This is a genomic window from Agromyces solani, assembly GCF_058349925.1.
The window spans coordinates 525,053-545,243 of record NZ_JBYRER010000001.1 but is presented as its reverse complement, the minus strand read 5'-3'; the positions used below and the strand labels follow the sequence as shown (position 1 = coordinate 545,243).

Below are 20,191 nucleotides of genomic sequence, written 5' to 3'. Positions count from 1 at the left end.
CGCGCTACTTGACGAGCGGGAACAGGATGGTCTCGCGGATGCCGAGACCCGTGACGGCCATCAGCAGCCGGTCGATGCCCATGCCCATGCCGCCCGTCGGCGGCATGCCGAACTCGAGGGCCCGCAGGAACTCCTCGTCGAGGCGCATCGCCTCGGGGTCGCCGCCGGCGGCGAGCTTCGCCTGCGCGACGAAGCGGTCGCGCTGGATGACCGGGTCGACGAGCTCGGAGTACCCCGTCGCGAGCTCGAAGCCGCGGACGTACAGGTCCCACTTCTCGACGACGCCCGCGATCTCGCGGTGGCCGCGCACGAGCGGCGACGTGTCCTCGGGGAAGTCCATGACGAAGGTCGGCCGCACGAGGTCGCCCTTGATGTGGTGCTCCCACAGCTCTTCGACGTACTTGCCGGGCAGCGGGTGGTCGATCTCGATGCCGACCTCGTCGGCGAGCTCCTTCAGCCGCGACATCGGGGTCTCGGGCGTGATCTCCTCGCCGACGGCCTGCGAGAGCGAGCCGTACATCGAGATGCGGTCCCAGTCGCCGCCGAGGTCGTACTCGGTGCCGTCGGCCCAGGTCACGACGTGCGAGCCCGACACGGCGACCGCCGCGTCCTGGATCAGCTTCTGCGTGAGGTCGGCGATCGTGTTGTAGTCGCCGTACGCCTCGTAGGCCTCGAGCATCGCGAACTCGGGCGAGTGCGTCGAGTCGGCGCCCTCGTTGCGGAAGTTGCGGTTGATCTCGTACACGCGCTCGATGCCGCCGACCACCGCGCGCTTCAGGTACAGCTCGGGTGCGATGCGCAGGTAGAGCTCGGTGTCGAAGGCGTTCGAGTGCGTGACGAACGGGCGCGCGCTGGCGCCGCCGTGCATGACCTGCAGCATCGGGGTCTCGACCTCGATGAAGCCGAGGCTCGTGAAGGTCTGGCGCAGGCTCGCGTTGACCTTCGCGCGGTCGACCACGTTGCGGCGGGCCTGCTCGCGGGCGATGAGGTCGAGGTAGCGCGAGCGCACCCGGGTCTCTTCACCGAGCTCGTTGTGCAGGTTCGGCAGCGGCTGGATCGCCTTGGCGGCGATGCGCCATTCCTTCACCATGATCGAGAGCTCGCCGCGACGGCTCGTGATGACCTCGCCCGAGACGAACAGGTGGTCGCCGAGGTCGACGAGCTCCTTCCACGCGGCGAGCGACTCCTCGCCGACCTCGCCGAGCGAGACCATGGCCTGGATGCGGCTGCCGTCGCCCGACTGCAGGGCGGCGAAGCACAGCTTGCCGGTGTTGCGCAGGTGCACGACGCGGCCGGCGAGCCCGACGGTCTCGCCCGAGGCCTCGTCGACGCCGAGGCCGACGAAGCGGTCGCGCACCTCGGGGATGGTCGCGGTGATCGGCAGACGCACCGGGTAAGCGCCGCCCCCGAGCCCGGATGCCTCGGCGATGAGCCGCTCGCGCTTCGCGAGCCGCACGGCCTTCTGCTCGCTGATCTCGTCGGCGGTGGGCTCTGCGGGCTGGTTCGGCGTCTCGTCGGCCATCGTTCTCTCTCGTCGCGCGGAAACGTGCGTGGACAAGCCTACTTGCGCGACAGTCGCCCGTGCTTCGGTGGACCTGTGCCCGTTCTACGATGGGGCTTTCCGCGACCGGACGCGGAGACGAGCGACGGGGTTCGGACGGGAGCACTGTGGAGGACTTCACACTGGTCCAGCTGGAGTACTTCAGCACGGTGGCCGAGACGGGCAGCATGACGGCCGCGGCGGCCAAGCTGAACGTCGCGCAATCGACGCTCTCGAGCGCGATCGGCTCCCTGGAGCAGCGCTTCGGCACGGAACTGCTCCGCCGGATCCCGCGCCTCGGCGTCGAACCGACGCCGGCCGGACTCCGACTGCTCGCCGGTGCGCGCCGGCTCCTCGACGACGCCGCCGGACTGAACTCCGCCGTGCTGGACGACGCGAGCGAGATCGCGGGCCGCATCAGGATCGCCGTGTACTCGCCGCTCGCTCCGATCTACGCACCGCGGATCGTCAGCGAGCTCGAGGCGAGGCATCCGGGACTCGAGGTGACGATCGTCGAGGGCGACAACCACCAACTGTGGTCGATGCTCCTGCGAGGGTACGCCGAGTTCGCACTCTGCTACGACGTGGCGCTCGGCGAGGGATGGGAGGTCGAGCTCGTCAGGGAGATTCCGCCGCACGTCATCGTCTCGGAGCGTCATCGGCTCGCACGAGAGCCCGACCGCCCCATCCACCTCGCCGAACTCATCGACGAGCCCGCAGTGCTGCTCGACATGCCGACCGCACTCCATCACTACCTCGGCTACTTCCGCGCGCTCGGGCTGGAGCCCCGGATTCGCCACACCGCCCAGAGCTACGAGACCGTGCGCGCGTACGTGGCGGCCGGCCTGGGCTACTCGGTGCTCAACCATCGCTACGACGCCCGCCCCATGCAGGCGGTCGCCGTCGTGCCGATCCCCCTCTCCGACACGCTCGCCCCAGCGCGGCTGAGTCTGATCCGCGCGTCGGGCGGGCCCGAGTCCCGTCGCAGCACGGTGTGCCGGGAGCTCGTCAGGACGGCGGTCGAGAAGGTCGACTCGATCGTGTCCTGACGCCCTCGCCGACGCGACCCATCGACCGAGTCGATGGATCGATCCGGAAAGTTCCGTTGGTGCCGATCGCCCCTCCGCCCGAAGAATTCCAGTGGCATCCCAACGCCCGTCCTGCCGACGCAGGACGCCGAACCGACCGGGAGATCACGTGTCAACGACGACCGAAACCCCTGTACGCCCGATGCAGCGCCGAGTCCTCGCAGGCGGCGCGATCGGCCAGTTCATCGAGTTCTACGACTTCGGCCTGTACGGCCTGAGCGCGCTGATACTCGCACAGCAGTTCTTCCCGGCCGACTCGCAGGTCGCCGGACTGATCGCGACGTTCGCGACGTTCGCGGTCGCATTCGTCGCGCGCCCGCTCGGCGGGCTCTTCTTCGGCGCGCTCGGGGACCGCATCGGCCGGCGTCCCGTGCTCTTCATCACGCTGCTCGGCATCGGCGTCGCGACGGCGGCCATCGGCCTGCTTCCCTCGTACGCCGCGATCGGTGTGCTCGCCCCGTGCCTGCTGATCCTCTGCCGACTGGTCCAGGGCTTCTCGGCCGGCGGCGAATCGGTCGGCGCCCCGGCGTTCGTACTCGAACACGCTCCCGTGAACCGACGCGGTCTCTGGCTCTCGATCACGCTCGCCGCGACTGCACTCCCGGGCGTTCTCGCTTCCGCGCTCATGATCTCGCTCGACGCGGTCGTCGGCGCCGAGGCGTACGCCGACTGGGCGTGGCGCATCCCGTTCCTGCTCGCCCTCCCGTTCTCCTTCATCGGCCTCTGGATCCGCAATCGCACCGAGGAGTCACCCGAGTTCAAGGCCGTCGTCGAGAAGAACCGCAAGCGCGAGTTCTCGCCGATCCGCGCGGCGTTCGCCGAGAACGGGCTCCGGATCTTCCAGGTGATGGTGATCTGCGGCATGACCGCTCTGGCCTTCTACCTCCTGGCCGGATACTTCGTGACCTTCCTCCAGACGCAGGCGCAGATGGACCGCGGCACGGCGCTCCTCTTCAACGCCGCCGTCATGGTCGTGCTGTCGTTCGTGATGCCGCTCAGCGGCGTCATCGGCGACCGGATCGGCAGGAAGCCGTTGCTCATCGCCGGATCGATCCTGTTCGCCGTGGTGGGCATTCCCGCGTTCATGCTGACGTCGACCGGTTCGGTACCCCTCGCCGCACTCGGGTTCGTGCTCTACGTGCTCGCCCTCGTGGTGTACGCGGGCGGCAGCACGACGACGTTCGTCGAAGCGTTCTCGACGCGCACCCGCTTCACGAGCGCCGCGATCTCGTACAACGTCGGCTACGCGCTGCTCGGCGGAACGGCCCCCATGATCGCCACCTGGTTGCAGACGACGGGGGTGAGCTGGGCGACCGGCGGATACCTCTCGCTGTACGCCGTCGTCGTCCTGCTCGTCGTTACGCTGACCCGCTACCCCGAGACCAACCCGCTGATCGGGCGCGCCGCCGCCGATCGGCTGCCTCAACCGGCCGGTGTCGCCCGAGTCGACGCCGGCCTCAACCGCTGACCGCGAATCCCAAGGAGCACATCATGCAGGCACCCGCATCGACCACGGTCGCGACCCGGCTCGAATTCCTCACCGCCGTGGAGGCGTTGGAGGGCTTCAGCTCGGGCGCATTCGCCCCGAGCGAGGTGATGGAAGCGCACTGGCGACAGGCCGACGCCGTGAACCGCCCCGACGACGACGGCGTCAACGCACTGTCGCACGAGTATCGCGAGAGCTCGCTGGCCGCGGCCCGCGCGGCCGACGACGCGTACGTCCGCGCGCGGATCGACGGATCCCGGACGCCCGCCCTGCTCGGCCTCGCCGTCGCCGCGAAGGAGAAGCACGCGATCGCCGGCGAGCCGGTGACGCAAGGGCTGCTCGCCCAGCGGGGCGCGCGTGCGGAGACCGACCTGCCGATCATCGAGCGGGTACGCGCTGCCGGCGGCATCATCCACGCCCGCACGACGACGCCCGAGTTCTCGTGCGCCTCGGTGACGCATTCGAGGCTCTGGGGCGTCACACGCAACCCGTGGAACGCGCAGGCGGGCCCCGGCGGGTCCTCCGGCGGCGCCGGGGCCGCCCTCGCCGCGGGCCTCACGACCCTCGCCACCGCCTCGGACATCGGCGGCTCGACCCGCATTCCCGCCGGCTTCTGCGGCGTGGTCGGCTATAAGGCGCCCTACGGCCGGATCCCGGGGGCGGCACCGCTCTCGGCCGACTGGTACCGCGGCGACGGGCCGATGGGACGCTCGGTCCTCGACACGGCGCTGCTGGCGTCGGTCATGTCGGGACAGCACCCGAGCGATCACACCTCGTGGGGTCCGCGCAACTCGCCGGACCTCGTCGAACTCGCCGCGCGCGCCGACACCGACCTGCGCGGGTTTCGCATCGCCTTCGAGCCGACCCTCGGCGGGTTCCCCGTCGACCCGGACGTGGCTGCGAACACCAGGGCGGTCGTCGACGCCCTCTCGGCTGCCGGCGCCGAGATCGTCGAGGTGCGTGCGGGATGGGACGTCGAAGAGGTCCTGACCACCTGCTTCACCCACTTCGGGCAGATCATGGGCAACGCGCTCTTCGATGCCGTCGACGGCGACCTCGGCTCGCTCTCTCCGTACGCCCGGCGGTTCATCGAGGTGACCGCCGATGCGCGCAACGCCGCATCCCTCTTCGACTCCATCCGGATGGATCTTGCGATGCAGGCCGAGGTCACCCGCATGCTCACCGGTGTCGACGCCCTCATCACGCCGACCTCGGCTGCCGCGATGCTGCCCGCCGACGGGAACTTCCTGGACGGCATCACCCTCGAGGGCGCCCACTACGACAACTACATGGCCGCGCACATGACGATGCCGTTCAACACCGCGAACCGGTGCCCCGTGCTCGCCGTGCCGAGCGGTCTCGCCGCATGCGGCGTGCCCACGAGCGTGCAGGTCGTCGGGGCCCCGCTCGATGAGCGTTCGGTGTTCCGCGTCGGTGCGGCGATCGAGGCACTGATCCCGTCGATCGGCATCGCGCCCGGCATGTGACCCGGCATCTGACGCGAGGGCGGGGCCGGTCGGGCTCCGCCCTCAGCCGAGCTCGATCGCGCGGTTGTCGATCAGCCGGGTCGCGCCGACGCGCGCGGCGACGAGGGCGAGCGCCGGCCCCGAGGCATCCGCGGTCACGGGCAGGAAGGTCGACGGGTCGACGATCACGAAGTAGTCGAGCTCCGCGCCGTCGTGGTCGCCGAACGCGGCCACGGCCTCGGCGAGCGCCTCGTCGACCCCGTCGGCGGCGGCGTCGGCGGCCGCGGCGAGCGCCTCCGAGAGCACGAGCGCCGTGCGCCGTTCGGTCTCGTCGAGGAAGCGGTTGCGGCTCGAGAGGGCGAGCCCGTCGCCCTCGCGCACGGTCGGCACGACCTCGATCGCGAGCGGCAGGTCGAGGTCGCGCACCATGCGCCGCACGAGGAAGACCTGCTGGGCGTCCTTCTGGCCGAACACCGCGATGTCGGGCGCGACGATGTGGAAGAGCTTCTGGACGACCGTGAGCATGCCGTCGAAGTGGCCCGGGCGGGAAGCGCCCTCGTAGAGGCCGCCGACCTCGCCCGCGACGACCCGAGTCGAGCTGGGGCCGTCGGGATACATCTCGGCCGCGGAGGGCGCGAACACGAACTCGACGCCGAGCCCCGAGAGCGCGGCGACGTCGGCCTCGAGCGTGCGCGGGTAGCGGTCGAGGTCTTCGCCCGGCCCGAACTGCAGCGGGTTGACGAAGATCGAGACGACGACGACGTCGGCGAGTTCGCGAGCCCGGGCGACCAGGGCGAGGTGGCCGTCGTGCAGCGCCCCCATGGTCGGCACGAAGGCCACGGTTGAGCCGCCGCGCCGGCGTTCGGCGACCAGGGTGCGCAGTTCGGCGATCGTCGGGACCACGCGAGTGCCCGTCGCTCGGGCGTCGATCGCGCTCACGCGCCACCTCCTGACGGCCGGTCGGACGCGGCCCCGTCGATCGTACCCTCGGGCAGCGGCCCGCCGTCGTGCCGGGCGAGCGCGTTCTCGACCGCGCTGCGCGCGAGCGAGGCGAGCACGGCGCCGGGGCGCGGCACGCCGATCGCGTCGAGCTGGTCGCTCGCCTGGTCGACGATCGCGCTCGAGAACGACACGACGGTGTCGACCGCCTCGCCGTACGCCGGCCGGTCGGCCTCGGCGACGACGAACGGCTCGCCGCCCATCTCGACGACGAGCGCCTGCCCGATCGGCAGCACGGGCGCCGGTGCGGTCACGGCGAACCAGGTGCCCGGCAGGCGGGCGAGGTCGATGCTCGTGCCCGTGAAGGTCATGGCCGGGTGCACGGCGAGCGGGATCGCGCCCGCGCGGCGCGCGGGATCGAGCACCGCCGTGCCGAACCGCGCCGAGGTGTGCAGCACGAGCTGGCCGGGCTGCCAGACGCCCGCCTCGGCGAGGCCCGCCACGAGTCCTTCGAGTTCGTCGTCGGGGACCGCGAGCAGCACGAGCTCGCTGCGCTCGACGATGAGCGGCACCTCGAGCACCGGCACGCCCGGGAGCATCACGGCGGCGCGCTCGCGGCTCGTCTCGGAGACGGCGGCGACGCCCGTGAGCGCGTGCCCGGCTCCCCCGAGCGCGGCGGCGAGCACGGCTCCCACCCGGCCCGCGCCGATCGTGCCGACGCCGAGCCGGCCTGCGCGTTCAATCGCCATCCGATCCTCCTGCCGGGGCGCCCCAGTGGTGCGTCGTGTCGGTCGCCGCGCGTGCGACGGCTTCGTCGGCGAGACGCTCGAACAGCCGGCCCGCCTCGTCCCGGTCGACGACCGGGAGCACCGCGCTCACCGGCCCCATGACGGTGTGCAGCCGCAGCGCCGAGAGTCGCAGCGCGCGGTCGATCGGCCCCGCCGACACCGCGACCGACTGCATGCGGGCGAGCGGCACGAGGGTGAGGCTGCGCACGAGGGCGCCGCGACGGATGAGCACGACCCCGTCGGCCGCCGCCCATCCGATGCGACGCCACGAGAACGGACGCAGCCACGCGGCGCGTCGAGGCGTCGTCGAGAAGCCCGACGCGCCGCCCCGGCCCGCGAGGCCGGCCGCGACGAACGGGTCGACCTCTGCCGAGGCATCCGGCAGCAGGAGGGCGAGCACGCGGTGGACGTCGGCCGCCGTGCCGACGGGGAGCACCGTGGTGCGCTGCGCCGCCTCGTTCGAGTTGGCGACCGAGTGGCCGGCGACGTTGATGCGCAGCGACCACCAGCCGAACGGGCGCCAGAAGACCCACTGCGTCGCCTCGATCGCGTGGATGCGACCGGGCGGGATCGTCTGGTTGCCGGTCGAGAGCAGGCCGTGCCCGATGCGCACGCCGTCGGGCGTGCCCGCGATCGAGTAGCGCAGCGACTTCGTGATGCGCGACCACATGTAGCTCACGAGACCGATCGCCGCGGGCACGAAGCTGAACAGTACCCACGGCTGGCCCGTCGAGACGCCGACGGTGATGATGACGACGAGCACGATCGCCCAGATGGTCGACCCGCCGAGCACGGTTGAGCCGATCACCCGGCTGAGCGGGAGATGGACGACCGACTCGGGCGGGGCGAGCCCCGGATCGAGCTCGGGCGCCATGAACTCGTCGATCCGATGGTTGACGAGCGCTCCGGCGCGGGCGCCGACCGCGGGTCGCGCCGGGGCGGCGCGGTTCGCGACGTCGGCGGGGCCGGTCGGCTCGGCCGGCCCGACCGCCGTCGCCGGGGTCGCACCGGAGGCGACGGGCGGCGCCGGGATCTCGCCGCGCCCGGCGGCATCGGCCGCCGCCCGTTCGGCGCGGACGCCCGAGGCGAGACGCAGGATGTCGGCGCGCAACCCGTCGGCGAGCGCCGAGCCGAGGTACGAGAGGTCGACGTTGCCCGACTGGCCGGCGACCGAGACCTCGAGCTTCGCGGTGCCGAAGAGCCGGGCGAAGAGCGGCCGGTTGACGTTGATGCCCTGGATCCGGTCGAGGCGCGCGCTGCGGTGCGACCTGAACAGGATGCCTCGGCGCACCTCGACGGCCTCGCGCGTGACCCGGAACGTGTGCATCCGCCACGACATCCAGAAGCCGATGATCACGGCGACGATGACGACCGCCACCGCGAGGAGCGCCCACCAGACGAGTCCGTGCGACACGATGCCGCCGATCGGGTCGTTCACCCAGTCGCTCTGCCACTCGTCGTAGCTCGAACCGAGCTCGTCGTCGGCCTCGGGGGCGAAGATCGGCAGCAGCAGGTCGACCGCCCGCTCGCGCAGGTTCGCGAGCACGAAGCCCAGCACGGCGATGAAGACGAGGCCGCCGCGCAGGAGCGGGCTCGCGGGGTGCAGCCGATGCCACTCGCCGTCGGCGAGGTTCGTCACCGGCGCCGGACGCGCGGGTGCGCTCACAGCCCCGCCCGGCGGGTCTCGGCGAGGGCGACGAGCTCGTCGCGCAGCCGGTCGGCCTCCTCCATCGGCAGGCCGGGCACGGTCACGGCGGTCGCGGCGGCGGCCGTCACGAACTTGAGCTCGGCGAGCCCGAGGGCGCGGGCCACGGGCCCGCGGGTGATGTCGACGAGCTGCATGCGACCGTATGGCACCGCGACCTGTCGCTGGAACATGATGCCGCGGCGGAACAGCAGGTCGTCTTCGCGCAGGCGGTACCCGATCGACCGCACCCGCCGCGGCTCGAACGCGATGCCCACGAGCGAGAACACCGCGACCGCGCCGGCCGCCCAGAGCGCCCACCACGGCTGCCAGAGCAGGTGCACCACGACGAGGCCGCCGACGAAGACGACCATGCCGATGAGCGAGCCGACGACCTCGACGACGATGTACTTCGGCGACACGCGCCGCCAGCCCTCGTCGGACGGCGCGGCCGGCGGCGCCGTCGACGGCCCCGGCTCGATCTGCCCGGGCGTCTCGACGGGGGCGCCCTCGGGGTCAGGCATGCGCGTGCTCTTCCTTCTCGTCGTGGTCGTCGGGCGGCAGGGTGCAGCACCACTCGGCGAAGAGCCCGGCGGCGAGCAGCACCGCCGCCCCGATCGCGGTCGCGGCGGCCTGCCAGACGACGCCGGCGGGCGGCAGCACCGTGCGCGTCAGCAGGAACAGGGCGATGCCGACGCCGATGCCGAGCACGAGCGCCCCGCTCAGGCTGCACGCCTTGGCGAGCACCGCGACCCGCATCGCCCGGAAGGGGTCGAGTCGGCGCGGCGTCTTGCCGGTCACGGCACGGCGGATCGGCCAGGCGAGCGCGACGACGACCGCCGCGACGCCGACGAGCGTGATCGCGAGCGAGATCGGCGGCACGAGCGCCTTCGACCCGGCGCTCACGATCGCGAGATCGCCGAGGTACCCGACGACGATTCCGCCGAGCACGTACGCGAGCACCGTCGAGAAGTGCGTGCGCTTCATCGCCGCACCACCTCGTCGGAGGCGGCGGCCCGGAGCGCCGCCACGCGGCCCCGGCCCGCGAGGATCGCGTCGGGGTCGAGGTCGAGCCACGGCTGCAGCACGAAGGCCCGCTCCCACGCGCGCGGGTGCGGGAGCTCGAGCCGGTCGTCGGCGAGCTGGAGCCCGTCGAAGTCGATGAGGTCGAGGTCGAGGGTGCGGTCGCCCCAGCGCTCGGTGCGCACCCGGCCCTGTTCGCCTTCGATGCGCTGCAGCACGTCGAGGAGCGCGTGGGGCGCGAGCGCCGTCTCGACGACGAGCACGCCGTTGAGGTAGCCGGGGGCGTCGTGGTCGACCCCGGTGGTCTTCAGCGCGGGGGTCTCGTAGACCGGCGAGACGGCGACGAGCTCGACGCCGTCGACGTCGGCGAGCCCGCGGACCGCGGCGTCGATGGCGGCCTCGCGGTCGCCGAGGTTCGCCCCGAATGCGATGACGGCGCGACTCATGCCCGTCGCCTCACGATCGTGACCGAGACATCCTCGAAGGGGACGGTGATGGGCGCCTGCGGCTTGTGCACGGTGACCTCGACCTCGTCGACGGCGGCGAACCCGAGCGCGACGCCCGCGACGCGCTCGGCGACGGTCTCGATGAGGTCGACCGGGTCGCGCTCGACGGCGGCGACGACCTGCTCGGCGAGCTCGCCGTAGTGGACCGTGCGCGCGAGGTCGTCGCCCCGGGCCGCGGCCGCGAGGTCGACGGCGACCGACACGTCGATCACGAACTCCTGGCCCTCGACGCGCTCGAACTCGAAGACGCCGTGATGGGCGCGCACGCGCAGCCCGGTCAGGGTGATTCGGTCGCCTCGATCGCGCGGTTCAGCCACGTCGTCCACTCTGCCACGCCCCGAGGACGTCGAGCGCGCGCCGCGTGCCGACGACGTCGTGCACGCGCACCCCCCAGGCGCCCGCCTGCGCCGACAGGACGCTCACGACGGCGGTCGGCAGGTCGCGTTCGGCCACGGATGCCTCGGCCGGGAGCATCGCTCCGAGGAACCGCTTGCGCGAGGCGCCGACGAGGATCGGCAGGCCGAGCTCGCCGAGCACGTCGAGCCGGCCGAGCAGCTGCCAGTTCTGCTCGCCCCGCTTGGCGAACCCGAGTCCCGGGTCGAGGATCAGCCGGTCGTGGGCGACGCCGGCGGCCATGAGCTCGTCGACGCGCACCGCGAGCTCGTCGCGCACGTCGGCGGCGACGTCGTCGTAGTCGGCGAGCGAGTCCATGCGGTCGGAGTGCCCGCGCCAGTGCATCGCGACGTAGTGCGCCCCGGTCTCGGCGGCGACGCGCGCCATGGCCTCGTCGGCGAGTCCGGCCGACACGTCGTTGATGATCTCGGCCCCGGCCTCGACGGCGGCGAGGGCGGTCGCGGCCCGCATCGTGTCGACGCTGACCCGGATGCCTCGTGCCGTGAGCTCGCGGATGACGGGCACGACCCGGCGGAGCTCCTCGTCGGGTTCGACCCGAGCGGCGCCCGGCCGGGTCGACTCGCCGCCGACGTCGACGAGGTCGGCGCCCTGCTCGACGAGTTCGACGCCGTGCGCGATCGCCGCGTCGGCGTCGAACCAGCGGCCCCCGTCGCTGAACGAGTCGGGCGTGACGTTGACGACGCCCATCACCACCGGTGGTCGAGCAGGGAGCGCAGCGACCGTATCGAGACCACCCTCGGCGGAGGGTCTCGATACGCGCTTCGCGCTACTCGACCGGCCGGTGGCCTCACCCATCGTGCGCCCCGATGAGCGCGATGATCTCGGCGCGGGCGGCCGGCTCGGCGAGTGCGCCGCGGCTCGCGATCGTCACGGTCGAGCTGCGCTCCTGGCGCGAGCCGCGGGTGGTCACGCAGCGGTGCTGCGCGTCGAGCACGACGAGCACGCCCTTGGGGTCGAGGCCGGCGACGAGGGTGTCGGCGATCTCCTCGGTGAGGCGCTCCTGCAGTTGCGGACGGCGGGCGAGCGTGTCGACGACCGCGGGGATGCGTCCGAGCCCGACGACGCGGTCGCGCGGCAGGTAGGCGACGTGCGCGGTGCCGACGAACGGCAGCAGGTGGTGCTCGCACACCGAACGGAACGCGAGGTCGCGGAGGACGACGGCGTCGCTCGTCGCCGGGACGCCCGACTCGGTGGCGCCGAGCGGCACGCTGTCGGCCAGGTGCGTCAGCGGGTCGGTCTCGAGCCCGCCGAAGAAGTCGGCGTACGCCTCGGCGACGCGTTGCGGGGTGCGCTCGAGCCCGGGACGCGCCGGATCCTCCCCGATCGCGAGGAGGATCTCGAGCACGGCCCGCTCGATGCGTTCGTTGTCGACTCCGGCCATCGGCCGCCCTTCGGGTCTGTGTCTTCGCGCTACCCCGGGCCTACGCGGTGGCGGGCCGGGGGTTCGAGCGCGGCGTGCGCGCGGCGGCCGGCTCCTCGCTCGGGCTCGAGCCCGAGTCGACGCCGCCGTCGACGGCACCCGAGTCGATCGGCATCTTCTCGGTCGGGAAGCTGATCGGCGGGATGTCGCTCACCGGACGGTTGTCGCTCGAGAGCCAGAGCGGGCGCTCGGGCAGCTTCTTGACGTCCTTGAAGATCTCGGCGATCTGGTTGTGGTCGAGCGTCTCGTGCTCGAGCAGTTCGGCGGCGAGCCGGTCGAGGACGTCGCGGTTGTCGTTGAGCACCTGCCAGGCCTCGTCGTGCGCCTGCTCGATGAGCGTGCGCACCTCGATGTCGACCTTCTCGGCGATCTCCTCCGAGTAGTCGCGCTGGTGCCCCATGTCGCGGCCGAGGAACATCTCGCCCGACGACTGGCCGAGCTTCACGGCGCCGACGTTGGCGGACATGCCGTACTCGGTGACCATCTTGCGCGCCGTCGCCGTCGCCTTCTCGATGTCGTTCGACGCGCCCGTCGAGGGGTCGTGGAACACGATCTCCTCGGCGACGCGACCGCCCATGGCGTAGGTGAGCTGGTCGAGCAGCTCGTTGCGAGTGATCGAGTACTTGTCTTCGAGCGGCATGACCATCGTGTAGCCGAGGGCCCGGCCGCGCGGCAGGATCGTGATCTTCGTGACCGGGTCGGTGTAGTTCATCGCCGCCGCGGCGAGGGCGTGGCCGCCCTCGTGGTAGGCCGTGATGAGCTTCTCCTTGTCCTTCATGACGCGCGTGCGACGCTGCGGGCCCGCGATCACGCGGTCGACCGCCTCGTCGAGGGCGCGGTTGTCGATGAGCTGCGCGTTCGAGCGGGCGGTGAGCAGGGCGGCCTCGTTGAGGACGTTGGCGAGGTCGGCGCCGGTGAAGCCCGGGGTCTTGCGCGCGAGCACCTCGAGGTCGACGCCCTTGGCGAGCGGCTTGCCCATCGAGTGCACCTCGAGGATGCGCTGGCGGCCCTTGAGGTCGGGCGCGTCCACGCCGATCTGGCGGTCGAAGCGGCCCGGGCGCAGCAGCGCCGGGTCGAGGATGTCGGGGCGGTTCGTCGCCGCGATCATGATGACGTTCGTCTTGGGATCGAAGCCGTCCATCTCGACGAGCAGCTGGTTGAGCGTCTGCTCGCGCTCGTCGTGGCCGCCGCCCATGCCGGCGCCGCGGTGACGACCGACGGCGTCGATCTCGTCGACGAAGATGATGGCCGGGGCGTTCTGCTTGGCCTGGTCGAAGAGGTCGCGGACGCGGCTCGCGCCGACGCCGACGAACATCTCGACGAAGTCGGAGCCCGAGATCGAGTAGAACGGCACGCCCGCCTCACCCGCGACCGCGCGGGCGAGGAGCGTCTTGCCGGTGCCGGGAGGGCCGTACAGCAGCACGCCCTTCGGGATGCGCGCACCGACGGCCTGGAACTTCGCCGGCTCCTTCAGGAACTCCTTGATCTCCTGGAGCTCCTCGATCGCCTCGTCGGCGCCCGCGACGTCGTCGAAGGTGACCTTCGGGCTCTCCTTCGAGACGAGCTTCGCCTTCGACTTGCCGAACTGCATGACGCGGTTGCCGCCGCCCTGCATGCCCGACAGCATGATCCAGAAGAAGACGCCGATGAGCAGGAGCGGCAGCAGGATGCCGAGCATCGACATGAACCAGTTCGGCTGCGGCACCTCGTCGTTGTAGCCGTCCTTCGGGTCGGCGTCGTCGACCGCGTTGACGATGTCGGTGCCGCGGGGCGTCACGTAGTAGAACTGCACCTGCTTGCCGAGCTTCTCGTCCTCCTCGGCGAGGGTGAGGTCGACGCGGTTCTCGCCGTCGACGATCTTCACGGCGGCGACCTTGCCGTCGCTCAGCAACTCGAGGCCCTCCTGCGTCGACACCTCGCGGAACCCGGACGCGGTGATCAGGCTCGAGCCGATCCACACGGCGACGATCGCGAGCAGGATGTAGATGATCGGCCCGCGGAAGACCTTCTTCATGTTCATGATCTTGCAAGGCTACCTCGGCGCCACTGGGCGGCGGCTGCCTGTTCGCTGAAAGCGCGCACGACCCCCGCCGGTCGAGTAGCGCTCGACGAAGGAGGACGCGTATCGAGACCTCGCGAGTCGGTTTCGACCGGCTCCGCTACTCGACCACCGGTACGGCTCAGCTGTAGACGTGCGGCGCGAGGATCGCGACGTCGCGCAGGTTGCGATACCGCTCGGCGTAGTCGAGCCCGTAGCCGACGACGAACTGGTTCGGGATGTCGAAGCCGATGTACTTGACGTCGACCACGACCTTGGCGGCGTCGGGCTTGCGCAGGAGGGCGCAGATCTCGACCGAGGCGGCGCCGCGCGAGCGCAGGTTCTCGAGCAGCCAGTGGAGGGTGAGGCCCGAGTCGATGATGTCCTCCACGATGAGCACGTGGCGGCCGGTGAGGTCGGAGTCGAGGTCCTTCAGGATGCGTACGACGCCCGACGACTGGGTGCCGGCGCCGTACGAGGAGACGGCCATCCAGTCCATGTTGAGGTGCGGCCGCAGCTCACGGGCGAGGTCGGCCATGACCATCACCGCGCCCTTCAGCACGCCGACGAGCAGCAGGTCCTTGCCGTCGTAGTCGGCCTCGATGCGGCGGGCGAGCTCGGCGAGCTTCGCGTGGATCTCGGCTTCGGTGACGAGGGTCTCGGTGAGGTCGGCCTGAATCTCGCGCGCATCCATGCGTCGATTCTAGGCGAGCGGCCCTCTCGGTCGGTCGAGTAGGAGCGAAGCGACGTATCGAGACCACCCGTGCCTGCGGCCCGTGGTCTCGATACGCTCCTTCGTCGCTACTCGACCGACGGGGTAGTGGTCTCGATACGCTTCGCTACTCGACCGACCTGGTCAGTGGTCGTGCTCGAGGATCTCGGTCGACCCCGTGGTCGAGAACACGACGTGCGCGCCCGAGCGGGTGGCGAGCGCCCCGCCCGGCAGGTCGATCGGGCCCTGGCCGTGCCAGTCGGTGACGAGCCTCGCCACCTCGAGCGTCTGCACCCGGCTCAGCGACACCCCGAACTCGCTCGCGACGACGTGCCGGATGATGCGCTGCCTGAGCGCTGCCGGGTTCGCGGCGAGCGCGGCGACGGAGACGGCGATGCCCGCTTCGGCGGGTTCGCAGATCTCCTCGATGAACTCCTCGATCTGCTCGGCGAAGGCCTGCTCGTCCTCGCGCAGCTGCTCGGCGGTGCGGGCGAGCGCCTCCGCGATGCCGGGCCCGAGCTCGCGCTCGAGCACGGGCAGCACCTGCTCGCGCACGCGCACGCGGGCGTAGGCGGGGTCGACGTTGTGCGGGTCGTCCCAGGGTTCGAGGCCGGCGTCGAGGCACGCCTGCCGCGTGGCCTCCCGCCGGATGCCGAGGAGCGGCCGGGCGTACCGGCCCGAGACGGACGCCATGCCGGACAGGCTCGCGGCGCCCGACCCGCGGGCGAGCCCGAGCAGCACCGTCTCGGCCTGGTCGTCGAGGGTGTGGCCGAGCAGCACGAGCGCGGCGCCCGTCTCGTGGGCGACCGCGTCGAGCGCGGCGTACCGGGCTTCACGGGCGGATGCCTCGGGGCCGGCGCCCGCCGCCACGTCGACCCGTCGCACGACGACGGGGTCGAGCCCGAGCTCGCGCGCCACGCTCGCGGCGCGCTCGGCGACCTCTGCCGAGCCCTGCTGGAGCCCGTGGTCGACGATGACCGCCCCCGCGGCGACGCCCGCGCGGGGCGCCTCGAACGCGGCGGCCGCGGCGAGCGCGAGCGAGTCGGCGCCGCCCGAGAGCGCGACGAGCACGAGCGGGCGCGGGGTGGTGGTCTCGATACGCTCCTTCGTCGCTACTCGACCGACGATCGAGCGAACCGCGCGGCGCACGTCGGCGATCGGCGGGGTCAGTCGCGGACGGCGCGGGCCCGAGGCATCCAGCTCTTCGTCGGAAGTCATCGGGGTAACCTTATTCCGCCGCGCGCCGAGCGCCCGGCGAGACTTCATCACAAGGAGAGAGCATGGGCGAGTACAACGCCGTCATCGAGATCCCCAAGGGGAGCCGCAACAAGTACGAGGTCGACCACGAGACCGGCCGGGTCTTCCTCGACCGCGTGCTCTACACCGGGTTCGTGTACCCGACCGACTACGGCTTCTTCGAGAACACGCTCGGTGACGACGGCGACCCGCTGGACGTGCTCGTCCTCCTCGAGTACCCGCTCTTCCCGGGCGTCGGCGTGAAGGTGCGCCCGGTCGGCGTCTTCCACATGACCGACGACGGCGGCGGCGACGCCAAGGTCATCGCGGTGCCCGCGGGCGACCCCCGCTGGAACCACATCCAGGACGTCGACTCGATCCCCGAGTTCACGAAGAAGGAGATCGAGCACTTCTTCGAGCACTACAAGGACCTCGAGCCCGGCAAGTGGGTCAAGACCGAGGGCTGGGCGAACGCCGCCGAGGCCGAGGCGCTCATCCAGAAGGCGATCGAGGCCTTCCCCGGCCACTGACGGCCGGCCGGTCGAGTCGGCGCGCCGGCGCCGTATCGAGACCGTGGATGCCTCGCGGCATCCCGCACCGAAGGGGGCGAGCCACTCGGCTCGCCCCCTTCGTCGTACCCGGAGCTCAGCCCGCGGGCCGCGCGGCCGCCGAGGGGCTGCCCCAGATGAAGTACTCGCGCACCGGCACGCCCTCGCGCGGCGCCTCGAGGATGCGGCCGCCGCCGAGGTAGATCGCGACGTGGTAGTAGTCGCCGCCCGAGCCCCAGAACAGCAGGTCGCCGCGCTGGATGCTGCCGAGCGGCACCGCCTTGCCGCGCCCTGCGAGCGTGTAGTACTGGTTCGTGGCCGAGTGGGTGCCGATGCCGATTCCCGCGTACGCGTAGGCGGCCTTGGTGAGGCCCGAGCAGTCCCACACGTCGGGGCCCGCGCCGCCGAGCACGTAGCGTTCGCCGAGCTGCTGGCTCGCGAACCAGATCGCCGATTCGACCGCGCCGCGGTTCGGCGGTGCTGGTACGGGTGCCGGCGCGGGGTTCGGGGCCGGTGAGGTGCCGCCACCGCCCGACCCGGCGTCGTCGCGCGCGTCCTGTTCGCGCTGCTCGCGCTCGCGCTCCTCGCGCTCGCGCCGCTCCTGCTCCTCGAGCGCGGCGAGCGCCGCCTCACGGGCCCGACCCTCGGCGCGCTCGCGTTCGAGCTCGGCGGTGGTGTCCTTGAGCGAGGCGAGCTGCGCGTAGAGCTCGACCGAACGCTGCTCTGCGTCGGCCACGGCCGCCGTCGCGGCGTCGGCGGCCGAGCGCGCCTCGTCGGCGCGAGCCTCCGCGAGGGCCGCGAGCCGCTCGCGTTCCTGCGCGGCCTCCTCGGCCTGCGCGCGGAGCGCGGCGGCGGCATTGCGATCGGCGCTCGCCTGCTCGTACACGTTCTGCGCCTGCTCGCCGAGCTTCGCCGCCGTGCCGAGCTGGTGCAGCAGCCCATCGACGTCGTCGCCCGCGAACATGAGCTCGCTCGACAGGTCGCCGCCGGCGGTGCGCGCGAGGTGCGCCGCGAGGAGCCCCGCGCGCATCTTCGAGATCTCGGCGACCGCCTCGGCCTCGTCGGCCTGCCGGGCGAGCGATGTCTCGCGCTCCTGGGCGGTGTCTCGGGCGTCGACGGCCTGACGGTAGGCCTCATCGGCCTTCATCGAGGCCTCCACCGCGACATCCGCCGCCTGCTGCAACCCGGCGATGAGCCCGCCCAGCCGGTCGATCTCGGCCTGCTTGGTCGCCTCGTTCTGCTTGGCCTGCTCGATCTCTCCCCACGACGGGTAGTCGGGCTCGGCCGCCGCGGGCGGACCGACGAGGCCGACCGAGGCGGTCACCGCGCCGACGGCGACGGCCGACAGCACCGCGCCCGAGGCGCGGGAGACCGGTCCGGTGCGCTGATCAGCCAAGGTAGACCCCCCGTGCGGCCATGAACGGCACCGGGTCGATGCGGTTCCACCCGTCGTAGACCTCGAAGTGCAGGTGGCAGCCCGTCGAGGCGCCGGTCGTGCCCGTCCAGGCGATCTGCTGCCCCGACGACACCCACTGGCCGTAGCCGACGAGGAGACCCCCGTCGACGATGTGCGCGTAGCCGGTCGAGATGCCGCCGCCGTGATCGATCTTCACGAAGTTGCCGTAGCTGCCCGACCAGCCCGAGTAGGTCACGACGCCGCTGTTGGCCGCGTAGATGGGCGACCAGCACCCGGTGGCGAGGTCGGTCGCGTAGTGGAACGAGTTCGAGCAGTAGCCGCCGCCGCAGATGACCTCGCGGGGGCCGTAGTCGCCCGAGATCCAGCCCGAGGCGGGCAGCGCCCAGCCCGAGCTCGCGACGCCGCCGGGGCTGCCGTTCTCGAGCGCCTCGCGGCGCCGGCGCTCCTCCTCCTTGCGGCGGCGCTCCTCTTCTTCCTTGCGCTTGCGCTCGCCCTCCTCGTAGGCCGCGGTGGTCTTCGCCTCCGCGTCCTTCAGGAACTTCAGCTGCGCCTCGAGCTCGGTCTTCCTCGCCTGCGACTCGGCGAGCGCGGCCTCGGCCTGCGCCTGCGCCTCCTGCGCGACGCGCAGCGCCTCCTCCGCGGCGACGCGGAGCTTCTCGCGTTCGGCCTTGGCGACCTCGGCCTGGTCGCCGAGCGACTGCGCCGTGTTCTGCGCCTCCTGCGCGACGCGGTACACCTCGGAGGACCGCTCGACCATCTGGTTCATGCTGCCGAGCTTCGCGAGCAGCGCGTCGGTCGACTCAGCATCGCCCGCCTCGAGGAAGAGGTTCACGCTGAGGTCGCCCGCACCGCTGCGATAGAGCTGGGCCGCGACCTGGCCGGCGTTGCGCTCGGCGTCGGCGGCCTCCTTCGCCGACGCGTCGGCCTCGGCCTGGATCCGGTTCGCCTTCGTGACGGCGTCGTCGTACTTCTGCTGCGCGACGATCAGTTCGTCGGTGCGCCGCTCGGCCTCGGCGCGGGTCTCGGCGACGTTCACCTCGAGCTGCCCGATCAGCCCCTCGATCTCCTCGACGGCCGCGGCGCCCGCGGCGGTGTCGGCCTTCGCCTGCTCGACCTCGTCCCACGTCGGATAGTCGGCGGCGAAGGCGGCCTGCGGCGCCGCGACGGCGCCGACGACGGTGACCGCGGCGAGCAGGGCGCCGGCGAGCAGCCGGCGCGCGGCAGTCGTTCGTGGTGTGGTGCGGTTCATGGTTCCCCGTCCACGCGGGCCTCGGGTTCCCCGCGCTCCTCGCTCTCGATTCCGGGCACTGGCAGCCTTCACGATAGGCACGGCGAGCCCCGATTCCGGGGATTTCCGGGGCATGTCCGGGGATGCCTCGGGCGCACGCCGGCTCGTCGCGAGGGGTCTGCACGAGGCATCCGACCGCTCGTTTTGCACTCTCGCGAATCAGCACGTATGCTTGGCTGTCGGCGGTCATGCCCCAGGCAAGACCTCCGGCCCCATCGTTTAGTGGCCTAGGACACCGCCCTTTCACGGCGGCAGCACGGGTTCGAATCCCGTTGGGGTCACTGAAAATGGCAAGTTACAATTGAATAGTCTCAGCGAGAAATCACGCAGTGTTTACTCACATCGAGGCCCTGTGGCGCAGTTGGTTAGCGTGCCGCCCTGTCACGGCGGAGGTCGCGGGTTCAAGTCCCGTCAGGGTCGCTCAGGCGACAAGCCCTTTCCCTTACGAGAGAAGGGGCTTTCTCCTTATCGAGGCATTCTTCGTGGATGCCTCGAGGCTCTGTAGCTCAGTTGGTAGAGCGTTCGACTGAAAATCGAAAGGTCACCGGATCGATGCCGGTCGGAGCCACAGTCAAAACCCCCGGTCATCCGGGGGTTT

Annotated in this window: 19 protein-coding genes and 3 tRNA genes; 7 read left to right on the top strand and 15 right to left on the bottom strand. The window is 71.7% G+C overall.

All coding sequences use genetic code 11. The annotated features are described in order from the left end of the window. Nucleotides 1–4: 4 nt before the first annotated feature. A complete protein-coding gene (lysS, locus tag AC3RJ7_RS02555; protein ID WP_491454282.1) occupies nucleotides 5–1,522 on the bottom strand; it encodes a lysine--tRNA ligase in 1,518 nt (505 codons plus the stop codon). 146 nt (nucleotides 1,523–1,668) lie between these two features. On the opposite strand from lysS, the gene AC3RJ7_RS02550 reads away from it, so the two are divergent. From AC3RJ7_RS02550 to AC3RJ7_RS02540, 3 genes are all read left to right on the top strand, one after another. Then, nucleotides 1,669–2,589 carry a LysR family transcriptional regulator gene (locus tag AC3RJ7_RS02550; RefSeq protein ID WP_491454281.1) on the top strand — a complete coding sequence of 307 codons (921 nt, stop codon included), beginning with the start codon at nucleotides 1,669–1,671 and terminating at the stop codon, nucleotides 2,587–2,589. Between the two features lie 148 nt (nucleotides 2,590–2,737). Next, entirely contained in the window at nucleotides 2,738–4,096 is a 1,359-nt protein-coding gene (locus AC3RJ7_RS02545) for an MFS transporter (protein ID WP_491454280.1), read from the top strand. A gap of 23 nt (nucleotides 4,097–4,119) precedes the next feature. Beyond that, complete coding sequence (locus AC3RJ7_RS02540) at nucleotides 4,120–5,601, top strand: amidase (protein ID WP_491454279.1); 1,482 nt, start codon at nucleotides 4,120–4,122, stop codon at nucleotides 5,599–5,601. A 42-nt stretch (nucleotides 5,602–5,643) separates the two neighbouring features. Here AC3RJ7_RS02540 and panC read toward each other — a convergent pair whose 3' ends face one another. The 12 genes from panC to tilS all read right to left on the bottom strand — a co-directional run bounded on the left by panC (nucleotide 5,644) and on the right by tilS (nucleotide 16,322). Beyond that, nucleotides 5,644–6,510, bottom strand: a complete 867-nt coding sequence (gene panC, locus AC3RJ7_RS02535; protein ID WP_491455217.1) for a pantoate--beta-alanine ligase — start codon at nucleotides 6,508–6,510, stop codon at nucleotides 5,644–5,646. Between the two features lie 5 nt (nucleotides 6,511–6,515). Then, on the bottom strand, nucleotides 6,516–7,268 hold the full coding sequence (locus tag AC3RJ7_RS02530; RefSeq protein WP_491454278.1) for a Rossmann-like and DUF2520 domain-containing protein: 753 nt from the start codon (nucleotides 7,266–7,268) through the stop codon (nucleotides 6,516–6,518). After that, a complete protein-coding gene (locus AC3RJ7_RS02525; protein ID WP_491454277.1) occupies nucleotides 7,258–8,973 on the bottom strand; it encodes a PH domain-containing protein in 1,716 nt (571 codons plus the stop codon). The genes AC3RJ7_RS02530 and AC3RJ7_RS02525 overlap by 11 nt, the downstream gene beginning before the upstream one ends. Then, a complete protein-coding gene (locus tag AC3RJ7_RS02520; RefSeq protein ID WP_491454276.1) occupies nucleotides 8,970–9,515 on the bottom strand; it encodes a PH domain-containing protein in 546 nt (181 codons plus the stop codon). The genes AC3RJ7_RS02525 and AC3RJ7_RS02520 overlap by 4 nt, the downstream gene beginning before the upstream one ends. Further along, complete coding sequence (locus AC3RJ7_RS02515; protein WP_491454275.1) at nucleotides 9,508–9,978, bottom strand: DUF3180 domain-containing protein; 471 nt, start codon at nucleotides 9,976–9,978, stop codon at nucleotides 9,508–9,510. The genes AC3RJ7_RS02520 and AC3RJ7_RS02515 overlap by 8 nt, the downstream gene beginning before the upstream one ends. Further along, nucleotides 9,975–10,460, bottom strand: coding sequence for a 2-amino-4-hydroxy-6-hydroxymethyldihydropteridine diphosphokinase (gene folK / locus AC3RJ7_RS02510; protein ID WP_491454274.1), 486 nt, complete (start codon nucleotides 10,458–10,460; stop codon nucleotides 9,975–9,977). The genes AC3RJ7_RS02515 and folK overlap by 4 nt, the downstream gene beginning before the upstream one ends. After that, nucleotides 10,457–10,837, bottom strand: coding sequence for a dihydroneopterin aldolase (folB, locus tag AC3RJ7_RS02505; RefSeq protein WP_491454273.1), 381 nt, complete (start codon nucleotides 10,835–10,837; stop codon nucleotides 10,457–10,459). Before folB ends, folK begins: the two co-directional genes overlap by 4 nt. Next, the gene (gene folP, locus AC3RJ7_RS02500) at nucleotides 10,830–11,621 is read right to left on the bottom strand and encodes a dihydropteroate synthase (RefSeq protein WP_491454272.1); all 792 of its coding nucleotides are present in this window, start codon (nucleotides 11,619–11,621) and stop codon (nucleotides 10,830–10,832) included. The genes folB and folP overlap by 8 nt, the downstream gene beginning before the upstream one ends. Nucleotides 11,622–11,721: 100 nt before the next feature. Beyond that, nucleotides 11,722–12,315, bottom strand: coding sequence for a GTP cyclohydrolase I (folE, locus tag AC3RJ7_RS02495; RefSeq protein WP_491454271.1), 594 nt, complete (start codon nucleotides 12,313–12,315; stop codon nucleotides 11,722–11,724). 40 nt (nucleotides 12,316–12,355) lie between these two features. After that, a complete protein-coding gene (gene ftsH, locus AC3RJ7_RS02490; protein ID WP_491454270.1) occupies nucleotides 12,356–14,374 on the bottom strand; it encodes an ATP-dependent zinc metalloprotease FtsH in 2,019 nt (672 codons plus the stop codon). Nucleotides 14,375–14,534: 160 nt separating this feature from the next. Continuing rightward, complete coding sequence (hpt, locus tag AC3RJ7_RS02485; RefSeq protein ID WP_491454269.1) at nucleotides 14,535–15,086, bottom strand: hypoxanthine phosphoribosyltransferase; 552 nt, start codon at nucleotides 15,084–15,086, stop codon at nucleotides 14,535–14,537. A gap of 162 nt (nucleotides 15,087–15,248) precedes the next feature. Beyond that, on the bottom strand, nucleotides 15,249–16,322 hold the full coding sequence (tilS, locus tag AC3RJ7_RS02480; protein WP_491454268.1) for a tRNA lysidine(34) synthetase TilS: 1,074 nt from the start codon (nucleotides 16,320–16,322) through the stop codon (nucleotides 15,249–15,251). A gap of 62 nt (nucleotides 16,323–16,384) precedes the next feature. Here tilS and ppa point away from each other — a divergent pair, with 62 nt between their 5' ends. After that, a complete protein-coding gene (gene ppa, locus AC3RJ7_RS02475) occupies nucleotides 16,385–16,870 on the top strand; it encodes an inorganic diphosphatase (protein ID WP_386939536.1) in 486 nt (161 codons plus the stop codon). A 115-nt stretch (nucleotides 16,871–16,985) separates the two neighbouring features. On the opposite strand, the gene AC3RJ7_RS02470 is transcribed toward ppa, so the two are convergent. Then, nucleotides 16,986–18,284: a C40 family peptidase gene (locus tag AC3RJ7_RS02470; RefSeq protein WP_491454267.1), complete on the bottom strand. Its 1,299-nt coding sequence runs from the start codon at nucleotides 18,282–18,284 to the stop codon at nucleotides 16,986–16,988. Further along, nucleotides 18,277–19,554: a M23 family metallopeptidase gene (locus AC3RJ7_RS02465; protein ID WP_491454266.1), complete on the bottom strand. Its 1,278-nt coding sequence runs from the start codon at nucleotides 19,552–19,554 to the stop codon at nucleotides 18,277–18,279. The genes AC3RJ7_RS02470 and AC3RJ7_RS02465 overlap by 8 nt, the downstream gene beginning before the upstream one ends. A 247-nt stretch (nucleotides 19,555–19,801) precedes the next feature. Here AC3RJ7_RS02465 and AC3RJ7_RS02460 point away from each other — a divergent pair. From AC3RJ7_RS02460 to AC3RJ7_RS02450, 3 genes are all read left to right on the top strand, one after another. Next, a tRNA-Glu gene (locus AC3RJ7_RS02460) sits at nucleotides 19,802–19,874 on the top strand. Nucleotides 19,875–19,939: 65 nt separating this feature from the next. Then, nucleotides 19,940–20,013, top strand: a tRNA-Asp gene (locus AC3RJ7_RS02455). Nucleotides 20,014–20,088: 75 nt separating this feature from the next. Continuing rightward, nucleotides 20,089–20,161 (top strand) — tRNA-Phe (locus AC3RJ7_RS02450). Nucleotides 20,162–20,191 lie beyond the last annotated feature (30 nt).

Excerpts from the sequence above, each read along its gene's own strand:
- lysS (WP_491454282.1), bottom strand. The coding sequence starts at position 1,522 with ATGGCCGACGAGACGCCGAACCAGCCCGCAGAGCCCACCGCCGACGAG.
- AC3RJ7_RS02530 (WP_491454278.1), bottom strand. The coding sequence starts at position 7,268 with ATGGCGATTGAACGCGCAGGCCGGCTCGGCGTCGGCACGATCGGCGCG.
- ftsH (WP_491454270.1), bottom strand. The coding sequence starts at position 14,374 with ATGAACATGAAGAAGGTCTTCCGCGGGCCGATCATCTACATCCTGCTC.
- hpt (WP_491454269.1), bottom strand. The coding sequence starts at position 15,086 with ATGGATGCGCGCGAGATTCAGGCCGACCTCACCGAGACCCTCGTCACC.
- folK (WP_491454274.1), bottom strand. The coding sequence starts at position 10,460 with ATGAGTCGCGCCGTCATCGCATTCGGGGCGAACCTCGGCGACCGCGAG.
- AC3RJ7_RS02515 (WP_491454275.1), bottom strand. The coding sequence starts at position 9,978 with ATGAAGCGCACGCACTTCTCGACGGTGCTCGCGTACGTGCTCGGCGGA.
- AC3RJ7_RS02520 (WP_491454276.1), bottom strand. The coding sequence starts at position 9,515 with ATGCCTGACCCCGAGGGCGCCCCCGTCGAGACGCCCGGGCAGATCGAG.
- folE (WP_491454271.1), bottom strand. The coding sequence starts at position 12,315 with ATGGCCGGAGTCGACAACGAACGCATCGAGCGGGCCGTGCTCGAGATC.
- AC3RJ7_RS02465 (WP_491454266.1), bottom strand. The coding sequence starts at position 19,554 with ATGAACCGCACCACACCACGAACGACTGCCGCGCGCCGGCTGCTCGCC.
- ppa (WP_386939536.1), top strand. The coding sequence starts at position 16,385 with ATGGGCGAGTACAACGCCGTCATCGAGATCCCCAAGGGGAGCCGCAAC.
- tilS (WP_491454268.1), bottom strand. The coding sequence starts at position 16,322 with ATGACTTCCGACGAAGAGCTGGATGCCTCGGGCCCGCGCCGTCCGCGA.
- folP (WP_491454272.1), bottom strand. The coding sequence starts at position 11,621 with ATGGGCGTCGTCAACGTCACGCCCGACTCGTTCAGCGACGGGGGCCGC.
- AC3RJ7_RS02540 (WP_491454279.1), top strand. The coding sequence starts at position 4,120 with ATGCAGGCACCCGCATCGACCACGGTCGCGACCCGGCTCGAATTCCTC.